13 protein-coding genes are annotated in these 18,860 nt (G+C 62.9%); 2 read left to right on the top strand and 11 right to left on the bottom strand.

Translation table 11 applies throughout. From position 1 onward, the window contains the following. Positions 1–76 precede the first annotated feature (76 nt). The 10 genes from ACQKEK_RS19765 to ACQKEK_RS19720 all read right to left on the bottom strand — a co-directional run bounded on the left by ACQKEK_RS19765 (position 77) and on the right by ACQKEK_RS19720 (position 15,044). Positions 77–1,477, bottom strand: a complete 1,401-nt coding sequence (locus ACQKEK_RS19765; protein ID WP_499144140.1) for a glycosyltransferase family 2 protein — start codon at positions 1,475–1,477, stop codon at positions 77–79. Further along, on the bottom strand, positions 1,474–2,598 hold the full coding sequence (locus ACQKEK_RS19760; protein WP_128119905.1) for a HEAT repeat domain-containing protein: 1,125 nt from the start codon (positions 2,596–2,598) through the stop codon (positions 1,474–1,476). The genes ACQKEK_RS19765 and ACQKEK_RS19760 overlap by 4 nt, the downstream gene beginning before the upstream one ends. Continuing rightward, positions 2,588–3,730, bottom strand: coding sequence for a YaiO family outer membrane beta-barrel protein (locus ACQKEK_RS19755; RefSeq protein WP_499144139.1), 1,143 nt, complete (start codon positions 3,728–3,730; stop codon positions 2,588–2,590). Before ACQKEK_RS19755 ends, ACQKEK_RS19760 begins: the two co-directional genes overlap by 11 nt. Continuing rightward, on the bottom strand, positions 3,727–4,116 hold the full coding sequence (locus tag ACQKEK_RS19750) for a response regulator transcription factor (protein ID WP_046163327.1): 390 nt from the start codon (positions 4,114–4,116) through the stop codon (positions 3,727–3,729). The genes ACQKEK_RS19755 and ACQKEK_RS19750 overlap by 4 nt, the downstream gene beginning before the upstream one ends. After that, positions 4,113–6,983, bottom strand: a complete 2,871-nt coding sequence (locus ACQKEK_RS19745) for a CHASE3 domain-containing protein (RefSeq protein ID WP_499144138.1) — start codon at positions 6,981–6,983, stop codon at positions 4,113–4,115. The genes ACQKEK_RS19750 and ACQKEK_RS19745 overlap by 4 nt, the downstream gene beginning before the upstream one ends. Positions 6,984–7,160: 177 nt before the next feature. After that, on the bottom strand, positions 7,161–8,792 hold the full coding sequence (locus ACQKEK_RS19740) for a GGDEF domain-containing response regulator (RefSeq protein WP_499144202.1): 1,632 nt from the start codon (positions 8,790–8,792) through the stop codon (positions 7,161–7,163). Continuing rightward, on the bottom strand, positions 8,785–9,174 hold the full coding sequence (locus tag ACQKEK_RS19735) for a response regulator (protein WP_499144137.1): 390 nt from the start codon (positions 9,172–9,174) through the stop codon (positions 8,785–8,787). The genes ACQKEK_RS19740 and ACQKEK_RS19735 overlap by 8 nt, the downstream gene beginning before the upstream one ends. Next, positions 9,171–11,573, bottom strand: coding sequence for a PAS domain S-box protein (locus ACQKEK_RS19730; RefSeq protein ID WP_499144136.1), 2,403 nt, complete (start codon positions 11,571–11,573; stop codon positions 9,171–9,173). Before ACQKEK_RS19730 ends, ACQKEK_RS19735 begins: the two co-directional genes overlap by 4 nt. A 34-nt stretch (positions 11,574–11,607) precedes the next feature. Next, positions 11,608–11,994 (bottom strand): response regulator, encoded by a 387-nt coding sequence (locus tag ACQKEK_RS19725; protein WP_045423187.1) that lies wholly within the window; start codon positions 11,992–11,994, stop codon positions 11,608–11,610. 95 nt (positions 11,995–12,089) lie between these two features. Further along, positions 12,090–15,044, bottom strand: a complete 2,955-nt coding sequence (locus ACQKEK_RS19720; protein ID WP_499144135.1) for a PAS domain S-box protein — start codon at positions 15,042–15,044, stop codon at positions 12,090–12,092. Positions 15,045–15,320: 276 nt separating this feature from the next. Between ACQKEK_RS19720 and desA the strand changes: the two genes are divergently transcribed. Together desA and ACQKEK_RS19710 are read left to right on the top strand one after the other, a co-directional pair. Next, on the top strand, positions 15,321–16,511 hold the full coding sequence (gene desA / locus ACQKEK_RS19715) for a delta-9 fatty acid desaturase DesA (RefSeq protein WP_499144134.1): 1,191 nt from the start codon (positions 15,321–15,323) through the stop codon (positions 16,509–16,511). 141 nt (positions 16,512–16,652) lie between these two features. Continuing rightward, entirely contained in the window at positions 16,653–17,651 is a 999-nt protein-coding gene (locus tag ACQKEK_RS19710; RefSeq protein WP_128119896.1) for a GGDEF domain-containing protein, read from the top strand. Between the two features lie 70 nt (positions 17,652–17,721). On the opposite strand, the gene aguA is transcribed toward ACQKEK_RS19710, so the two are convergent. After that, positions 17,722–18,837, bottom strand: coding sequence for an agmatine deiminase (gene aguA / locus ACQKEK_RS19705; protein WP_499144133.1), 1,116 nt, complete (start codon positions 18,835–18,837; stop codon positions 17,722–17,724). Positions 18,838–18,860 lie beyond the last annotated feature (23 nt).

The raw sequence follows: 18,860 nt of genomic DNA, 5'->3' as shown, positions 1-18,860 counted from the left end.
GTGCTTTCTTGATTCGCCGCTGGTGGATCGGTGAAGCGTGATCCACCCTACGATCGCACCGCCTTTTTTGGTTTTTCTACTGCCCCCACCGCCCACTGCGGCGCATCGCGCCCCAGTGATGCTTGCGACGCGAGAACCACTGCCATAGTCCGCGGCAGCGCCAGAGGGTGTTCAACTGGCGATAGCCGAAGTTTTCCAGTACGGCCATGAGAAACAGCCGCAGCATGTCGCGGCGACGTTCGTAGACGCGAAACGACATGGTTTCCAGCAGCAGACCGTTGACCGACAACAAGATCCCCATGCCGATAGCGACCAGCAGGAAGGCCGCTAGCGCCGCGTACGACACCACGCCCATCATGAACCCGCCAATCATGAAGCCGTAGCCGACCAGTTCGATCAACGGTCCAACCCATTCGAACAACGCCATGAACGGCCAGGCCAGCCAGCCCGGTGTGCCGCCGCGCAGGCTGAAGGCGAGGCGTGCGTGGCGGCTCAGACTCTCTGCCAGCCCGCGTTGCCAGCGACTGCGCTGACGGCCGAGGGTGCCGAGATCTTCCGGGCATTCGGTCCAGCAGATCGGGTCGGGCAGGTAGCGGATGCGGTAGGGAATCCGCTTCTCCCGGTGATAGCGATGCAGCCGCACCACCAGTTCCATGTCCTCGCCCACCGTGTCGGTGCGGTAGCCGCCAACGGCCATGACCCGCTCCTTGTCGAACAGCCCGAAGGCACCGGAGATGATCAGCACGGCGTTCATCGGTGACCAGCCGAGGCGGCCGAACAGAAAGGCTCGCAGGTATTCAACGATCTGAAAGCGCGCCAGCCAGTTGCTCGGCAGTCCGGCACGGATCAGAAAACCACCGCGCACCTCCGAGCCGTTGGCGATACGGACCGTGCCGCCAGCGGCGACCGTGCGTTCGTCTTCGAGGAAAGGTTGGACAACGCGCAACAGACTGTCGCGCTGGAGGATCGAGTCGGCATCTACCCCGCAGAACAAACCGTGTCGCGCGGCATTGATACCAGCATTCAGTGCGTCAGCCTTGCCGCCGTTGGCTTTGTCGATGACCCGCAGATTGGCGTAGCGCCGTGAGCGGTAAATCGCCTGCACCGGCTGATGGGCAACGGCCTGGCGCAGCGGCTCGGGATGCGGCACCAGTTCGAACTCCTCGATCAGCACGGCGAGGGTGTTGTCCTTCGAACCGTCGTTGATCACCACCACTTCGAACTCGGGGTACTGAAGTTGCAGCATCGAGCGCACCGAAGTGCGGATCGTCGCTTCTTCGTTGAATGCCGGCATCAGCACCGAAACCGGAGGCTCAACGCCGAGATAGGGGGCGATCTCACCAATTTCGGCGCGCTGTCGGATATAACTCGTCAGGCTGACCATCGACAGCACGTTGAGCAACAGGTACATGCCGTTGAGCAGCAGAAAATAGAGGATGAAACCCAGCTGCAGCCACCAGAGCCAATCGAAGGTCACCGTTTGACCTCCGCCATGGCGCGGCGCAGTGCGTCTTGTCCGTAACGATCTCGCACTTGCCGGAACAGCCTCTGTAGCCCTTCTGGGGTGGCGCCCGGCAGCGTTGCCAAGCTATCTGCGGCGGCTTGGCGGACCCACCAGCTGGGATCGCCAAGCGACGGCATGAACAGCGTGCTGTCGTCGCTGCGTGCCTGTTTATGCAGGGCTTGCAGCGCGGCCAGACGCACATCGGCATGGCTGTGTTGCAGGGCACGCAGCAGACGGCCGCGGTCACGCGGGTCGCCCAATTCGCAGAGGCAACGCAGCGCGACCTGCAACTGCTCCGGCGCAGCGTCCTCTTCCAGCCGTGCGCGAGCCCAGGGCGCCGCGTGACGGGGGTCGCCATGCACCAACAGGGGCACCAGTCGCTCGCGGCGCGGGTCTTCAGAGCCGCTGAGGGCAATCAGCAATGGCAAGGTCACAGCCTGTTCGCCGGCTTGCTGACAGAGGCTCGCCAGGCGTGGCAACGCCCAGTCCGGACGGCTCACGGCGGCCGGCAGGATCAGCTGCATGGCACGGGTCGCATCCATGGCAATCAACGTCTGTGCCGAGGCCAGCGAGACGGTCACGTTGCGATTCACGAGCAGCGGTTGCACGTCATTCCAATACGCGGGGTCCGCAAGGTGGCGTAGGCAGGTCAGCCCGATCAGCTTGCTGCGGACCCGGCCGCGCAGCAGCACCAGAGCGTGTTGATCCATGCCCAGCGCGACCAAGGCGCGATTCATCCGCTCACGGGCTGCCCCACGCAGTTGCAGCTGGGTGCGGTTCCATTGCAGGAGAAACCACAGCTGCTGTCCGCGTGGCAGGGGCGGCGCTGGCGGCGACAGCTCATCGCCAAGGCTGCACAGGGCAAAGAACGGCCGCCACTGCTCGTTGAACTGCTGGCGGCGGCTGGCGCGCCGGCGCGCGAGCTCGCCGAGCAACATGACCTGCAACATCACCAGCAGAGTCAGGGCGCCCAGCCCCAGCGCGCAGTACAGCGCCAGCTGCAGCATGGCGTCGTCCGGCCAGATCGACAGCCAGGCCTGGCGCGGCGTTTCGCACAGCCAGGCTGGGCAGGCGGGCAGCCGCTCAGAAAGCATGCCGCAGGCCGAGCTGCAGCCAGCGCCGCGTGTAGTAATCGCCCTGGCGGTGATGACCCACTTCCCAGGTCAGCGCCCAGCGGCTGTCCAGCCAATGGCGACCCTGCAGGCTGAGCGCGCGTACGTCGCTGGTGATCAGCTGCTGTTCCTCGACGGCTTCTTCTTCACCAACGGTCAGGCGCAGACCGGCATAGCTGAGGCCTGCATAGTAGTAGTCCAGCGCCAGGTCATGGCCGACCGGCGTCCCGGCATTGGCCACGTCGGTAATGTTTAGGGTGTAGCCCGCACGCCAGGCGTCCCAATAGCGTTCGGCGCTGAGGGCCAGCCGCTCGACGCGGGTGGTTTCGTATTCGGTGCGGCGAATGCTGGCAGCGCCGAGGAAGCCCGCCGGCAGTCGCCGCTGCAGGCGTAGGTCGGCGTGCCATTCGGGCAGGAAATAAGGTGACGGCTGATAGCCGACTTCGGGTTGCAGCGTCCAGTTTTCATCCAATGCGATCACCGCCCCCGCCTCGGCGCCCTGATCCCATTCGCCGAAGCGCTGCTCGCGCAGCAGTGCACCGTACCAGCCGAGCCCTTCCGGTTGTGTCGAGGCGTAGTCGAGGCGCTGACTGCGCCAGTTGTCGAAGCCGCTGTCCAGCCAGTCTTGGCGGGCCGACAATTCGAGCTCGTGGCGGCGCTGCGCCGGCGCTGTGGCGACCGCTGTGGTGGCAGTTACCGGGGAGGTCATCGCGGCGCGCGCCTGCTGAATCACCTGCTGGATATCGGCATAGTCCGGGGCGATCTGAGCAGCCCGCTCGAGCGAGTCCAGCGCGGCCTGCGGGCGACCGGCCCAAAGCAGCGCCTGGCCCTGCCCGAGCAGGTAGTCGGCGTTGTCCGGTTCGCGTTGCAGCAGCTGATCGTAGAGGGGCAGGGCCTGCTCGGGTTGGCCGCGCCAGGCGCGCACGCGGGCCAGCAGGAATCGAGCTTCGCTGTCGTTGGGCTGGCCTGTCAGATGCTCCAGCAGGGTCGCCTCGGCAGCGTCGAGTTGCTGCGCTTCGATCTGTCGTTGGGCACTGACGACATCAGCCAGCGCCAGCGCTGGCAGCAGTGAAATTGGAAGCGCCAGCGCCATGCCTAGAACCAGGCGAGTCATCGTGGCCTCCGCAACAGGCGGCGAATGCGCGCCAACAGTTCCTCCGGCTGGAAGGGCTTGGTCACGTAATCGTCGGCGCCCAGCTCCAGCGCCCGGACAATATCCACCTCGCGTGCCTTGGCGGTCAGCATCAGCACCGGCACGCTTTCCCAGCCAGGTTGTGCGCGCAGCCGCTCGATCAGCTCCAGCCCGTCGTGGTAGGGCAGCATGATGTCCATCAGGGTCAGATCAGGAGGACCCGATGAGGTGATCTTTTCAATGGCCTGACGGCCGTCTGCGGCGTGATCCACGGTAAATCCGTGCCGCTCGAGCATGAAGCGAATGAGGAACGCGATGTCCTCCTCGTCCTCAACCATCAAAATGCGCTGGCTAGTGGAGTCGCTCATGGGTTGACCTCTTCTGAAACCGGGGTATGGCCGGGCGGCCATTGCTGGAGCAACTGCTGGATCAGTGCAGCGAGCTCGTCGCCGTCATGGCGCGACTTGACCAGCTGGCGTAGGGCCAGGCGGCTGTCGTGCACCGGCGAATCCAGCGCGGAGAATATGATTACGGGCGGTGGCGGCGTGCTCTGAGCCAACTGATCGAACAGCTCGCTGCCGTCCCCGTCAGGCAGCATCAGGTCGATGATCGCCAGGTCAAAGCGTTGCTGGTCGATCAGTTGGCGCGCCTCCCTCAGGGTGGGCGCACCAAGGAGATCGATTTCCAATGGCTCGACCAGCCTGGCGAGCAGAGTGCGCAGATCCTCATCGTCTTCAACGTGAAGGATGCGCGGGCGGGCACCGTTGTTCCTGAGGCATGCGCGCACCACGTCCATGACCCGCGACGGGTCAACCGGCTTGTGCAACCAGTCGATTACGCCGACCGCGCCGCCGCGCAGGGCCCCGTCGTCATTGTCGCGACGTTGTGGCTGGAGACTGACGATCAGCACCGGCAAATGACGGTAAGCGGTCTGGCTGCGCAGGTTCTGCAGGAAGGCAATGCTGTCCTCGTCGCTCAGCGCTGGGCTCAGGGTGAGCGCTTGAACGCTGAACTCAGCCAGCATCTCTCGTGCTTGGGCAGCCGTTTCGGCGATTAGGGTGGCGTAGCCGTGTTGCTGCAGCGCGGCGGCGAGCTGTTCGGCGGCAGGCGCGTCGGGCTCGAGTACGAGGATGCGTTCAACCGGCAAACTGGTGCTCGTTGTAGGCAGCGCTTGCGCGACTGTTGGTGGATTGATGGGCTGTGTAGATGCGACGGGCAGGCGCAGCCAGAAGCGCGTGCCCTGGCCTTCCTGAGAGTCGAAACCGATCCGCCCGTGCATCTGCTGGACCAACGAACGGGTGATCGCCAGGCCCAGTCCAGTGCCGCCACGCTTACGCGCATCGGATGAGTCAGCCTGGGCGAAACGTTCGAATATGCGTGAGCGGAAGTCCGCCGGAATGCCCTGACCCTGGTCCTGCACGCCAATCTCCAGGCTGCCGCCGTGGCGACGCAGATCGACAGTGACGACAGCGCCAGCCGGTGAGTGTTTGATTGCGTTGGACAGCAGATTGGCCATCACCTGGGTGAACCGATCCGGGTCGAGATTGCTTTCGGCCTGGAGGGGGCCGTCGGGCAGCGTAAGCGTCAGGCGGACGCCGTATTCATCGGCGTATGGCTTGAGGTCGGCCAATGCCTGTTCGGTCAGCGCCTGGACATCGCAGCGGCTGAAGTGAAACGGCAAGCGCCCGGCTTCGAGCTTTTCGATGTCGAGGATGTCGTTGATCAGGCGCACCAGCCGCTCGCTGTTCTTGTGCGCGATATCCAGAAGCGGTCGGGCGCCCTCGTCGATGTGGCCTGCGACGCCCCCGACCAGCATGCCCAGCGCGCCACGGATGGCGGTCAGCGGGGTTCGCAGCTCATGGCTGACGGTGGAGATGAACTCGGTCTTCATCTGCTCCATGCGTCGTCTGAGCGACATATCGACCGCAACGGTCACGACATAACAGGCGCCGCTGGGCATGGTCATGGGACGCTTGACCACTTGTAGCCAGCGCTCCTGACCGTATGTATCGGTAAGACCGATCTCGGTAATGCGCAGTTCGCCACTGCCACAAAGCAGGTCACCTTCGCCCTGCAGCAGAGGCAATAGCCGTTCCGCCCCGGCGATTTCCTCGGCCCGGCGGCCTTCGATGGCTTCGGGCCTAGCGTCGAGCAGTGCGGTGAGGGCACTGTTGCACAACAGAAAGCGGCCCAGCTCGTCGCGCACGAAGATCAGGTTCTCATCGGTATCGACGACTCGCCGCAGGAAGACTTTCTGGTCCTCGAGCGTGTCGCGGCTCCGTTGCAGCTCGGTCACGTCACGGGCAATCGCCAAGTGATCACCGAGGCCGGTAGGCACCAGACGAACCTCGAAGGTTCGCTGCCGGCTCACCTCGCACCAGGTGGTCTGGCGCAGTTGTAACGAGTTATCGGAGTGGGGAAGCAGCCCCAGCAGCAGCGGCTCGATGGCTTCGGGCGCCGGAGCCTGAACCGCGCTTCCTTGGGACAGCGCGGTGATCCGGCGCTGGCCATCAATGGCGTACAGGTTGTCGGGAATCGCCTGCAGCAGGGCGCCCATACGAGCTTCGCCAGCTTGCGCCTTGATCGCCAGGGCGTGGCGAATCTGCAGGTTGCGGCGGATGGCCCAAAACGCGGCCAAGGACAACGCTGCCACCAGCAGGCTGCCGATCAGTGCCAGTCTGCGGCTTTGCGCGATGGTGTCGGCCACGGCCTGGTTGGCGGCGGCGAGCTGCTTGCGCTCCCGTCGCTCGACCGCATCGAGCAAGGCCCGCAGCCGATCCATGATCAGCTTGCCGCCGGCCTGGTGCAGGCGTTCGGCTGCCGCTTGCAAGCCGATAACTCGGCGTGCCTGGATGTTGTCGTCGGCGATCATCAGGCGCTCGGCGATATTGCGGTCGAGCTGCTCGAACCAACCCTGGTCGGGAAACGCCCGGTCCTCCAGCAGCCGTTGCAGCCCACGACGGTGCGCTTCGATCTGCCGTAGGCCGAGTTCGTAGGATTCAAGGTAGCTGGGATCACCGGTCAAAACGAAACCGCGAGTACCGGTTTCGATGTCTTGCAGCGAAGTCAGCATGTATTGGGTTGCGGTAATGACTTCCAGGCTATGACTGACCGACAGATTGGTCGCCAGAACCTGTTGCTGGGTTTGCTTGCCTTGCCAGCCCAGTGCGACTAGCAGGATGAAGGCGATCGGGAATGCGAGCCAATGCCAGCTGATCAGGGTTCTTGCGGGCAAACCGGAACTCCTTTCGCCGGTTGAACGAATAGGGACGGCCCGAACGCTGGAGCCAGCCCAGGCGTGCCGCCGCATGCCAGCGCCTACGAACCGGCCGCGACTGCTGTGCTGTGCAGTGTAGTTGGAGTCCTCAATGGCGTGACGGTTCGCTTGTTTTCCCGCGAGCCGGTTTGTTCGTCAGGCGATCTGCACCTGGTTGCGACCGTTATGCTTGGCGGCATAAAGCGCCTGGTCGGCCAGTTCGAGCATGGCGCCCGCGCTGGCGTGGCCGTCGGTTTCGCTGATCCCGGCGCTGAGCGACACGCTGAAGGTGCGCGCGCCGGCGTGGAAACTCAAGGCGGCGAAACGCAGGCGGATCTCGTCGAAAATCCGCTTTGCCTGTTCTGCCGGGCAGTCCGGCAACACCGCCATGAACTCCTCACCACCGTAGCGACCAATGCTGTCGATACGGCGCAGCCGTTGGCGCATCAGGTTGGCCAGTGAGCGGATGACGTTGTCCCCTGCAGCATGCCCATACTGGTCGTTGACCTGCTTGAAGTGATCGAGGTCGAGCATCACTACGCTGGTGGGTTTGCCGCTGCGTTGCGCGCGTTCCACTTCCAGCGCGACCTGCTCCTTGATATCGGCGTGCTTGAGCAAACCGGTGAGGCTGTCACGCGACAAAGCCATGCTCAGCGCGCGCGCACGCTGCACGCGGGAGAACACGGCGGCGGTCAGTGCGGTGTCACTGATGGGTTTGGTGATGAAATCATCGCCGGCCTTGAGCAGGGCGGCCATCTGCCGGTTGATGTCGGTTTCAGCCGACAGGTAGATGATGGGCACCCGCAGCCACTCGTCGTTCAGGCGAATCATCTGCGCCAGCTCGATTCCGGTGAAGTCCGGCATGTTCATGTCGAGCAGGACCATTTCCGGATCGAATTCGCGCATCACCTCAAACAGCTGACTGGGGTCGCTCAAGGTCCGCACCAGCATCTGCGAGTTACGCAGCACCAAGCTGTAACGGGCTGAAAGGTCGTCATCGTCATCGACAATCAGCACCCGGTATGGCTCGTTCAGCTGCAGGTTGAGGATGTTTTCCAGGCTGTTCTCCAGCTGGGTGATATCCACTGGCCGGACGAAAAAGCCTTTAGCACCGGCTCGCACAGCCGCCAGCTGGCTGCCGAAATCAGCTCGGTGACCGATGACAAGCAGCGGCAACGGCACCTCCAGGCTCTGCTGCAGTGCACTGACGGCAGCCAGTTCGCCATCGTGCTGGCTGACGATCAGGGCGTCAGGCAGCTGTCCCTGGACAGCGCTTTGCAACAGCGAGATTTCAGGAAACAGCAGCACTTCGTAACCGAAGTTGCCCAGGGTCTGGCACATGTTCTGGCCGGCCTCGAAGTCGCTTTCGAGCAGATAGATCCGGCACCCGGCTGGTAGCGCGTCTGACGTGCCGCTATGCAGCTCGGGATGCGGGCCGGCCCCCCCGGCGCGCCCGGTGGCGGCCATCTGCTGGACCGCCCGGACAAGCGCTGAAAGCGCCTGGCCGCTGGGCTTGGCGGCCTCCAGCCAGCGCTCTGCGCGTCGTTCGAGCAACCGCGACTGCTCGCCCAGCGTGGTGAAACCAAAGGTGCCCGCTGTACCGGCTAGACGGTGCAGCCGTTCAAGCAAGGCGAGCATCAGCTGGCGTCGCTGTTCATGCTCGCGAACCGAATGCAGCTGCTCGGCGTATTGCTCGAGTGCGGCCAATTCCTCGCTCAAGCGCTCAGCAAACTTTTCGTTGAGTGCCTGCAGTTGGCGTTGCAGCGCTTCGTTAGCGCCCTCATTCATGCTCGGCATTCCATATTTCGTTCAGTCGTGTTGCCAGTTGGAGTGGATCGAAGGGTTTATGCAGCACTTTACGCACGCCCAGACGCTGCAGTTCTTCGGGGTCCGCCGGGTCGTCCGGCTGGCCGGTCAGGAGCACTACGGGGGTTTGCTGCAGGTCGATCAGTGACGCAAGTTGGCGCAACAACTCGATGCCGCTGATCTGCGGCAGCATCACGTCGAGCAAGATCATGTCCGGCTTGAATATGGGCGCCTGCTGCAGCGCTTGCTGTGCAGAGGCGCAGCTGAGCACCTCGAAACCACCCAGTTTCTCCAGCGCGATGCGGGTCACCACTTGAATGGAGGGAACGTCCTCGACATGCAGAATACGCAGCAAGGGCTTCAAGGGACGGCCCCTTTCAGCGTATTGCAGGGCAACTCGAACCAAAAGCAGGCCCCGGCGCCGGGCGTCGAGTCGAAGCCAATCTCGCCATTCATGTGCTCGATCAGCTCCTTGCTGATGGCCAGGCCCAGTCCGGTACCGCCTTGCTGCCGCGTATCGGACGAATCGGCCTGGGCGAACTTGCTGAAAATTCGTTCACGAAAGGCTTCGGTGATGCCGGGGCCTTTGTCGCAGACGCTGACTCGCACCCGTTGCGGGGCAACCAGTCGGGCGCTCATAGCGACGGTTTCACCGGCCGGGGAATACTTCGCCGCGTTGGACAGCAGATTGCTCAGCACCTGTTCCAGGCGCATCGCATCGACGGTGATCGACACGGCAGGACAATCACCCAGCGCGATGCTCACCGCATGGCTTTCTGCATAACCCTGATTGCTGCGCAATGCCTGCTCAAGCAAGGGTTGCAAGGGCTGCGTCCGCAACTCGAAACGCATCTTGCCGGCGTACAGCTTGTCGATGTCCAACAGGTCATCGATCAGTGTGCTCAACCGTTTGCTGTTCTGGTGAGCGATGTCCAGAAGCTCCTGCAAATGTTCGGGCACCGCGCCCATGACCTGGCCACAAATCAGTCCGAGCGAGGCCGTAATGGAGGTCAGCGGTGTGCGCAACTCATGGCTGACGGTTGAGACGAAGTCCCGCTGCAGGATCTCGATCTGCTTGCGCTCGGTGATGTCGTGCAGCACCACCACCGCACCGTTCTGCTGACCGTTGGAGGCGTACATCGGATCGGCGTTGGCCAGCACGTAACGGGGTGTGCCATCCAGCACAATGGTCATCTCTAAGTTGCGGATATGTTCGCCGCGCAAGGCGCGCATCAGCGGAACTTCCTCAGGCTTCATCTGCGTGACGCCGTCGGCATGATAGAGGTGATAGACGTCCGCCCATTGTTCCGGCGCCATTTGCTGAGCATCGAGCCCGTGCCAGCGACGGGCAGTGTGGTTGAACAAGGTGAGGTTGCAGTCGGCGTCGCAAGCCACCACCGCTTCGGACAATGCTTCAAGCAGGCGTCTATTCATTTCCTGCTGCTTGTCCAGCTCCAGCTGCTCGGCCTTGCGCTCGGTGATGTCCGTCACCAGCCCGTGCCAAAGCACCGAACCGTCCGGTTGACGCATCGGTGTGGCGCGGGCTTCGACCCAGATCAAGCCCTTGCGAGGGTGATCGATCCGGTGTTCGAAGTGCCACGGCGTGAGCGTCGAGGCGGCTTGGCGGATGCTCGCCAGCACATGCTCGCGGTCGTCGGGGTGCACGCGGGCGTAGACCGGCCCGATACTGGGCTCCATCTCGGCAGCGCTGAGGCCGTAGATGTCCTCGACGCCCTCACTGAGGTAAGGGAACGAACTGTTGCCGTCGGGTCGCCAGCAGAACTGGAACAGCATGCCGGGGACCTGCGCCGCGATCTGCTGCAGGCGCAGCTGCAGGTGTTCCTGGTGGGCCAGGTCATAGGCGCTGACGATGTAGCCGCGCAACAGCTCGCGCTCATCATGGATCGCCGAGACATTCAGGAGCACCGGAACGCCGCTGCCGTTGCGATGCAGCAGACGCCACTCGCGCATTTCGCGTCGGCCTTCGAGCAGCGGCGCGGTGAGCACGGCGAACCCCGGCTCGATGGGTTCGCGAAGCGCATTGCCGAGAATGGTTGCGCGGCGCTGCAGCGCTTCCTGTGGAAACAGTGCTGAAGTCAGCGGGTGTCCGATCAGCATCTGCTCGGAATAGCCGAACAGACGCTCGGCGGTGGGGTTTACACCCGATACGCGTCCGTCGACCGTGGTTACTATCATCGCGCTTGCGGCGCTGTTGAGCAGCGCCTGCTGCAGCGCCGCTTGCTCGGCATAGCGGTGGGCCTGCAGGCGCTCTTCGAACAGTCGCATGATCTGCCGACTGAGCCTTACCAGTGCGCCGCGTTGCGCTTCGTCGAGCTGTCGCGGCTGCCGGTCGATGACGCAGAGAGTGCCGAGGTTGTAGCCGTCCGGTGAGGTCAGCGGCGCCCCCGCATAGAAGCGGATGTTCGGGTTGCCGGTGACCAGCGGGTTATCGCAAAAACGCGCGTCCCGCTGTGCATCCTCGACTTCGAAGAGGCCCTGGCCTTCGATGGTATAGGTGCAGAACGACAGCTCTCGCGGGGTTTCGCTGACATCGAGGCCGAGGCGGCTCTTGAACCACTGGCGATGGTCGTCGACCAGCGAGATCAAGGCGATGGGGGTGCCGCAGATATAGGCAGCCAGTTGGGTGAAATCGTCGAAGGCAGACTCGTCAGGCGTGTCGAGAATCTCGTAGCGCAGCAACGCGGCGAGTCTGGACAGCTCGCGGGGCTGGGAGGGTGCCGGTATCGATTTCGATGACTCCATCTGGCTGAGCTCTCTCGGATTCAGGGGCAACGGCTTATTTGCCGCTGGCATCCCAGATCGCCTGGATCTGGCTGGCCAGGCGCATCGGATCGAAAGGTTTGACGATGACATCGCGCGCGCCGAGCTTGCGCAGGTGCTCAATCTCGCTTGGCTGGACCTTGGCAGTCATGAACACCACCGGAACCTGAGCCAGATCGATCCGCTCGCTGAGCCTGGTGAGCGTTTCGGGCCCGCCCATCCCAGGCATCATCACATCCAGCAGGACGAACTGCGGGGCGAAGGCTTCCACCTCTTCGAGCGCCTGGTGGCCGGACGAGCAGGACTGCACCTGATAGCCGCCGATCGCCTCCAGCGAGACCTTGACGACAGCCTGGATGGACGGATCGTCCTCGACATGCAGAATCCGTTTCAGCTCGCTCATGCGGGATCTCCAACGAAGCGTGCCTGGCGCGCTCGAAAATGAACAGTTTGCCAGCTTGCTCGTCGGCTGACTTGGCACTCTGGAAAAATAGTCGGCTAACCGGGTTCTTGCACAGGCAGTTCGAACCAGAAGCACGCCCCCTGCTCCAGCTCCGAATCGAAACCGATGCAACCGTTCATGTGCTCGATCAACTCTTTGCTGATGGCCAGGCCGAGGCCGGTACCCCCTTTCTGGCGCGTATCGGACGAGTCCGCCTGGGAAAACTTCTGGAAAATCCGCTGCCGGAAGCTCAGTGGAACACCGGGGCCGACGTCGTCAACGCGTACGCGGATGTTCTCGCCGCGCCGCTGACTGCTTAAGGTTACGACTCCACCGGCTGGGGAGAATTTCGCTGCATTGGAGAGCAGGTTCGCCAGGACCTGCTGCAGACGGTGCGCGTCCACGCTCACGGTAGCCGCGGCTTGCTCGCCCAGCTCGATACGCACGCCAAGCTGTTCGGCATAGGCCTGGTTCGAGCGCAGTGCGTCTTCCAACAGGGGAGCCAAAGGCTGGGGCTGCAGTTGGAAAGTCATGTGCCCGGCTACCAGCTTCTCCATATCCAGCAGGTCGCCGATGAGTAATCCGAGGCGCTGGCTGTTCTGTTGGGCGATGCCGAGCATCTGTCTCATGGCCGGCGGAACCTCGCCAACAGCGCCACCGAGTAGCAGGCCCAGTGCGCCGGAAATCGAAGTCAGCGGCGTGCGCAGTTCGTGGCTGACAATGGAGACGAACTCGCTCTTCATCCGATCGACTCGCTTGCGTTCGGTAATGTCGCGCACCAGACCGATGAACTTGCGTTCCCCGCGGTGACTGATTTCCGAAACACGCAGTTCGATGGTGAACAGTTCGCCATTGCGGCGCACCGCCTGCAGTTCGCGGTTCTGCTCCAGGCTGCGGCCCTCCCCGCGTCTTTCGTAGTCCTGTAGATGACCATCATGAGCGGCGCGATGGGGTTCGGGCATAAGGATGGACAGGTTGCGCCCAAGCACTTCCTCCTCGCTGTAACCGAAGATGCGTTCGGCGGCGTGGTTGAAGGTCTCGATCAAGCCGCGCTGGTTGATGATGATGATCGCGTCGATGACGTTGGCGATCAGCAGACGCACGTAGCTCTCGCGCTCATGGGCTTCGCGCTCGGCCAATGCGCGGGCGGTAACGTCGCCGATGAAGCCGTCGTACCACTGCAACCGTCCTTCAGCGTCGCGCAGCGCACGGCGGTTCTCTTGAACCCAGAGTGTTTCGCCGCGGGCGTTGATCAGCCGATAGATGCGCTCGAACGGGTCCGCGCCGTCGTCCTCAAGACTCGCGCGGTCATCGGGGTGGATCAGGCTGCTGTACTGGCGTGTGCCTGGCGCTACGAAGTCGCTGGCGGGGTAGCCCGTCAGGCGCTCGACGCCGTCACTCAGGTAACTGATCGTGCGTTCGGCATCGACGCCGCGGCGGTAGACCACGCCCGGCAGATTACTGACCATGCTGCGGAAGCGGCTTTCGCTTTCACGCAGGGCGAGGGTCGCGCTCATCAGCGGGGTGATGTCGGCGATGAAGCCATGCCAGAGGACGGACCCGTCACGCAGACGTTCGGCGTTTGCCCGCACTTCGACCCAGATCAGGCCTTTGTTCGGATGTTTAATGCGATAGCGGGTAGCACCGCTGCCCAAAGTGGCTGCCGAGCGTTCAATTGCCGCTCTGAGCGTGGGGCGGTCAGGGTCATGAATGGCGGCAAAGGCAATGTTTGCGTCATCAACCAGCTGTTCCGGGCTGATCCCGTACAGCTCGCGGGAACCCTCACTGGCATAGAGAAAGCTGTAGCTCCCGTCCCCGGAGCGCTTCAGCTGGTAGACCATGCCCGGCAGCAGGCTGGTGATTTTTTGGCCACGTTCGAGCAAACGCCGGCGGGCGCGTTCCTGTTGTGTCGAACGGATCTGGTGAAGACGTTGCAAGATGCCGCGCCGGTGCAGCATAAAAACCAGCATGAGCAGCAAGGCCTCGGCAATAAGCCACGCCAGGCCCCACTTCTGTAGTAGGCGGTGTTCGGCCTGCTGCTGCTCACGAAGCGCCAGAGTGATGTCGCGCCAGACGAGCGCAACCGCCATGGGCAGACGACCGGGACTGTATTCAGCCCTGACGTCATGCAGCGGTATCTGATTGAGCAAAAAGCTGCGGCCGTTCGCCTCAAGCATGCGCAGGGCTTGTCCTGCTTCGGGGGCCGGGAGTTTCTGCTGTTGGGCCCATTGCAGGATCTGCGGTGCCGAGTGGCTATCTAGCAACCAGCCGCCGAGCTCCTTGAGCTGGATGCCGACCGGGCGTGCCCAGAGCATTTCCTCCAGCTCGGCACGGTTGACCAGCAGGCCCAGACCGGCATCCAGCTGCTCGCCGAGTTCGGTTAGATCCGGAAGAATGTCGAACCCCACCTCCAGCGCGCCGATCACTTCGCTTTCGAGGCTGCTGCTGGCGCGTATCGGTACGATCGCGCGGTTGCCGGCGCTGTGTTGGCCGATGTCCAGACCAGAGACGGTCTGGCCCTGGGAAAGGGCTTTGTAGAGCAATGGCCTGCGGTCGGCCACGGCGTCACCAAAGGCGTCCAGATCCTGCATGCGCAACAGTGCGATCCCGGCATCGCCCCAGAAGAGCTGTAGCTGACGGGCACCGTGGCGCTGCATCGCCGTCCAGGTTGGCATCAACGACTGGGTCAGTTGCTGGCGAATGCGCGTCATGCGCGGGCCATGCCACTGAGCTCCGGCTTTGATGGCCCGGTCCGCTTGACGTACCAGGCGCAAGGTTTCGGGGCTGGCGCTGAGCGTCCGGGCTATCAGCCGGGCCTGTTTTTCCAAACCCTGCTGGGCGCTGCGCAAGGCCATGGCCTGCAGCTCGCCCTGTTGCTCGGTCTGCAACGACCAGACGGTATCCTTAGCCTGAAAACCATTAAAGGCCAGGCCGCCGAACAGCAAGGCCAGCAGCAGGCTGCCGACGCCGAGTAACCATCGAGGGCTGGTGGAATGGGTAAGGGGGCTCATGGCTCTGTTCGGGGCAATCATCGACACCGTCTCGCGCAGCTCTGCGTGGGGCAGAACGTCCGAGGCGGACGAAGGAAAAGTGATAGCTATATGCTATCTCGAAAGCGCCGTCCCTTGCTCCGCTGTATATCGGCCGTGAAGGCTGTTTCTGTTAGACCCTGAAACGAAAAAGACGCGCCGAACGACAGGCGGCGGCTCAGCCAGCCAGGCAGGGTGGATAATGCATTCAGGTCCGCGGCTGCGGATCGGCTTTCTACACCGCGAGGCAGCGACACTATGTGGTACACCGGTATTCTCGACCTTTCCGCCTGGCAGGTGGTTGCGGCAACCCTGATTCTGACCCACGTCACCATCGTTGCGGTAACCGTCTATCTGCACCGTTATTCTGCTCACCGCTCGCTCGAACTGAATGCGGTGCTCAAGCATTTCTTCCGCTTCTGGTTGTGGCTGACCACGGCGATGAACACGCGTGAATGGACAGCGATCCATCGCAAGCATCACGCCAAGTGCGAAACCCCGGATGATCCGCACAGCCCTGTGCAAAAAGGGTTGGGCACCGTGTTGCGTCGCGGCGCCGAGTTGTACATGGAAGAGGCGAAAAATGAGGAAACCTTGCGGGTCTACGGCAAAAACTGCCCGGACGACTGGGTCGAGCGCAACCTGTATTCCCGCTACCCCAACCTCGGCATCGTCCTGATGCTAGGCCTCGATCTGGCTCTGTTCGGTGTGATCGGCCTGACCGTATGGGCGGTGCAGATGATCTGGATACCGGTGTGGGCCGCCGGTGTGGTCAACGGATTGGGCCATGCGGTGGGTTACCGCAACTTCGAATGCCGGGATGCCGCCACCAATCTGGTGCCCTGGGGCATCCTCATCGGCGGCGAGGAGCTGCATAACAATCATCACACCTACCCGAACTCGGCCAAACTCTCGGTGCGCAAGTGGGAGTTCGACATGGGCTGGGCCTGGATCAAGCTGTTCAGCCTGTTTGGCCTGGCCAAGGTGAACCGCACCGCGCCCATTGCGCATCGCGTCAAGGCCAAGCATCAGCTGGACATGGACAGCGCCATGGCCATCCTCAACAACCGTTTCCAGATCATGGCGCAGTACCGCAAGCTGGTGATCAAGCCACTGGTGCAGCTGGAGCTGCAACGCGCCGACGCCTCTGTCCGGCACCAGTTTCGCCGTGCAAAGCGGCTGCTGTCCCGCGAGCCGAGCCTGCTCCAGGATGATCAGCAGGCGCATATCGAGGTGATCCTGGAGCAAAGTCAGTCGCTGCGGGTGATCTATGAACAGCGTCTGGCGCTGCAGCAGACCTGGACGCGCACCAGTGCCAACGGGCACGAGATGCTGGCCGCGATGAAGCAGTGGGTGCACGACGCCGAAGCCAGTGGGATTCAGTCGCTGCGGGAGTTCGCTGAGCACCTGCGAACCTATTCGCTGAGGCCGGCTGTCGCCCATGCGTGACCTCTGATCGGCGCGACCTGCGACACGCCCGGAGCCCGGAACTTTGCCTGCTCGCCACTCTCTGAACTGCATTCTGGTGCTCTTGCGACAGTTATCCAGCGGGTCTCCGTCGGTGCCTGACGCCATATTTTGGAAGCAGGTATGAATCTGGTGAAGCAGCGAAGCGAAACGGGTGTCGGGATTCTTCCGCCGACCGAGGCGCAAACCCTTTTGGCATTGATGCATGCGCGTGCCGAAGTCGAGCGCCTGAGTGAGCGCGAGCATTTGTTCAGCACGCTGATGGGTGCCGTCAATGCGGTGCTCTGGGCGTTCGATTGGCAGGCCCAGCAGATGATCTACGTCAGCCCGGCCTATGAGCAGATTTTCGGCCGCTCCGCCGCCTTGCTGCTGTCGGACTTTGGCGAGTGGCGCAACAGCATCTACCCGGACGATCTTGAGTACGCCCAGCAGAGCATGCTCGATGTACTCGAGAAAGGCGCAGTCGAAGAGCGTGAGTACCGCATCATTCGCACGGATGGACAGCTGCGCTGGCTCAGCGACAAATGCTTCATTGCGCGCAATGCGGACTGTCTGCACGGGCCGATCATCGTCGGGATCGCCGAAGACATCACCGAAAAGAAGCAGCTCGAGGGCGAGCTGCAGCGTCTGGCCACCATCGATGTCCTGACCCAGAGCAGCAACCGGCGGTACTTTTTCGAATGTGCCCAGCGCGAGTTCGATCTCGCTCGGCAATACGCCACGCCGATGGCCTTCCAGCTGCTGGACATCGATGACTTCAAGCGCATCAACGACACCCATGGGCACCAGATGGGCGATCAAGTGCTGCAGCGCGTGGCTCAGTGCGGATCGTCGGTTCTGCGCCGTGGTGATTTGTTCGGCCGAATCGGCGGCGAGGAATTCGCCTTGCTGCTTCCGGGTTGCCAGCCCGACCTCGCCGAGCAGATCGCCGAACGCTTGCAGCGCGAGATCCAGCGACTGGTGTTCACCAGCCCGGACGGGCAGCGCTTTGGCGTCACCATCAGCCTGGGCGTGACCTATCTGACAGCCAGCGATCCGGACCTCAGCGCGATGTTCGCCCGTGCCGATGCCGCCATGTATACCGCCAAGCGTCTGGGCAAGAATCAGGTGATCGTTGCCTGAGGCCAGTCGTGAAATAAAAAACCGCTGCTAGCCCCAGGCTACGCAGCGGTTTTTTTGTTGCCCCCGGACCTCAGCCTTTATGCGTCAACGTCGCGATCGGCTGTTGCTGGGTAATGCAGTGAATGTTGCCACCGCCCAACAGGATTTCGCGGCCGGGTACCATGACCACCTGATGCTGCGGGAACAGTCGGGTCAGAATCGCTTCGGCTTCGGCGTCCAGCGGATCGTCAAAGGAGGGCGCGATGATGCCGCCGTTGACGATCAGGAAGTTCACATAGCTGCCGGCCAGGCGAATCGATGGATCGCGCGGCTGGCTGCCAACCAGCGGGACCACGCCGGCACACTCCTCGTCGGTGGCATGCAGGGGCCCCGGTATCGGCATCTTGTGCACGATCAGCTGGCGATCCCAGGCGTCCGTCGCCGTCTCTAGCACCTGCATCGCGGCTTGGCAGCGTTCGTAGTTGGGGTTGTCGCGGTCGTCCGTCCAGGCGAGTAACACCTCGCCTGGGCGAACGAAGCAGCAGAAGTTATCCACGTGTCCGTCGGTTTCATCGTTGAACAGGCCGTGCGGCAGCCAGATGACCTTGTCGATCGCCAGATAGTCGGCCAGCACCGCTGCGATGTCTTCGCGTGACAGGTGCGGGTTGCGGTTGCGATTGAGCAAGCACTCTTCAGTGGTGATCAGCGTGCCTTCACCGTCGACATGGATCGAGCCCCCTTCCAGTACAAAACCTTCGGTGTGGTAGCGATCGCAGCGTTCGATTTCGAGGATCTTCTGCGCCACCTCATCGTCGCGCTGCCATTCGCTGTACAGCCCGCCGTCGAGGCCGCCCCAGGCGTTGAAGGTCCAGTCAACGCCGCGTAGCCCACCTTTGCCATTGATTAGAAAGGTCGGCCCGGTGTCGCGCACCCAGGCGTCATCCGTGCTCATCTCCACCACCCGGATGCGTGGGTCGTCCAGCTGCGCACGGGCGGTGAGGAAATGTTCGGCTGTCACACAGACGGTTACTGGCTCGAAGCGGGCGATGGCTTTGGCGACCGCAGTGAATGCCGCCTGAGCCGGCGTGGCCTGGCTGCGCCAATTGTCCGGGCGCTGCGGCCAAACCATCCAGGTCTGGCTGTGCGGCGCCCACTCGGCAGGCATGTGGAAATCGTCGGCACGCGGTGTGGTGGTCAGAGTGGTCATCGGTCTACCTGGAGGGCGGCAAA

It is taken from the genome of Pseudomonas sp. NPDC077408 (genome assembly GCF_050269105.1).
Classification (GTDB): domain Bacteria; phylum Pseudomonadota; class Gammaproteobacteria; order Pseudomonadales; family Pseudomonadaceae; genus Stutzerimonas.
Note: the sequence above shows the minus strand (reverse complement) of the source record. Positions and strands in the feature narration are given on the sequence as shown.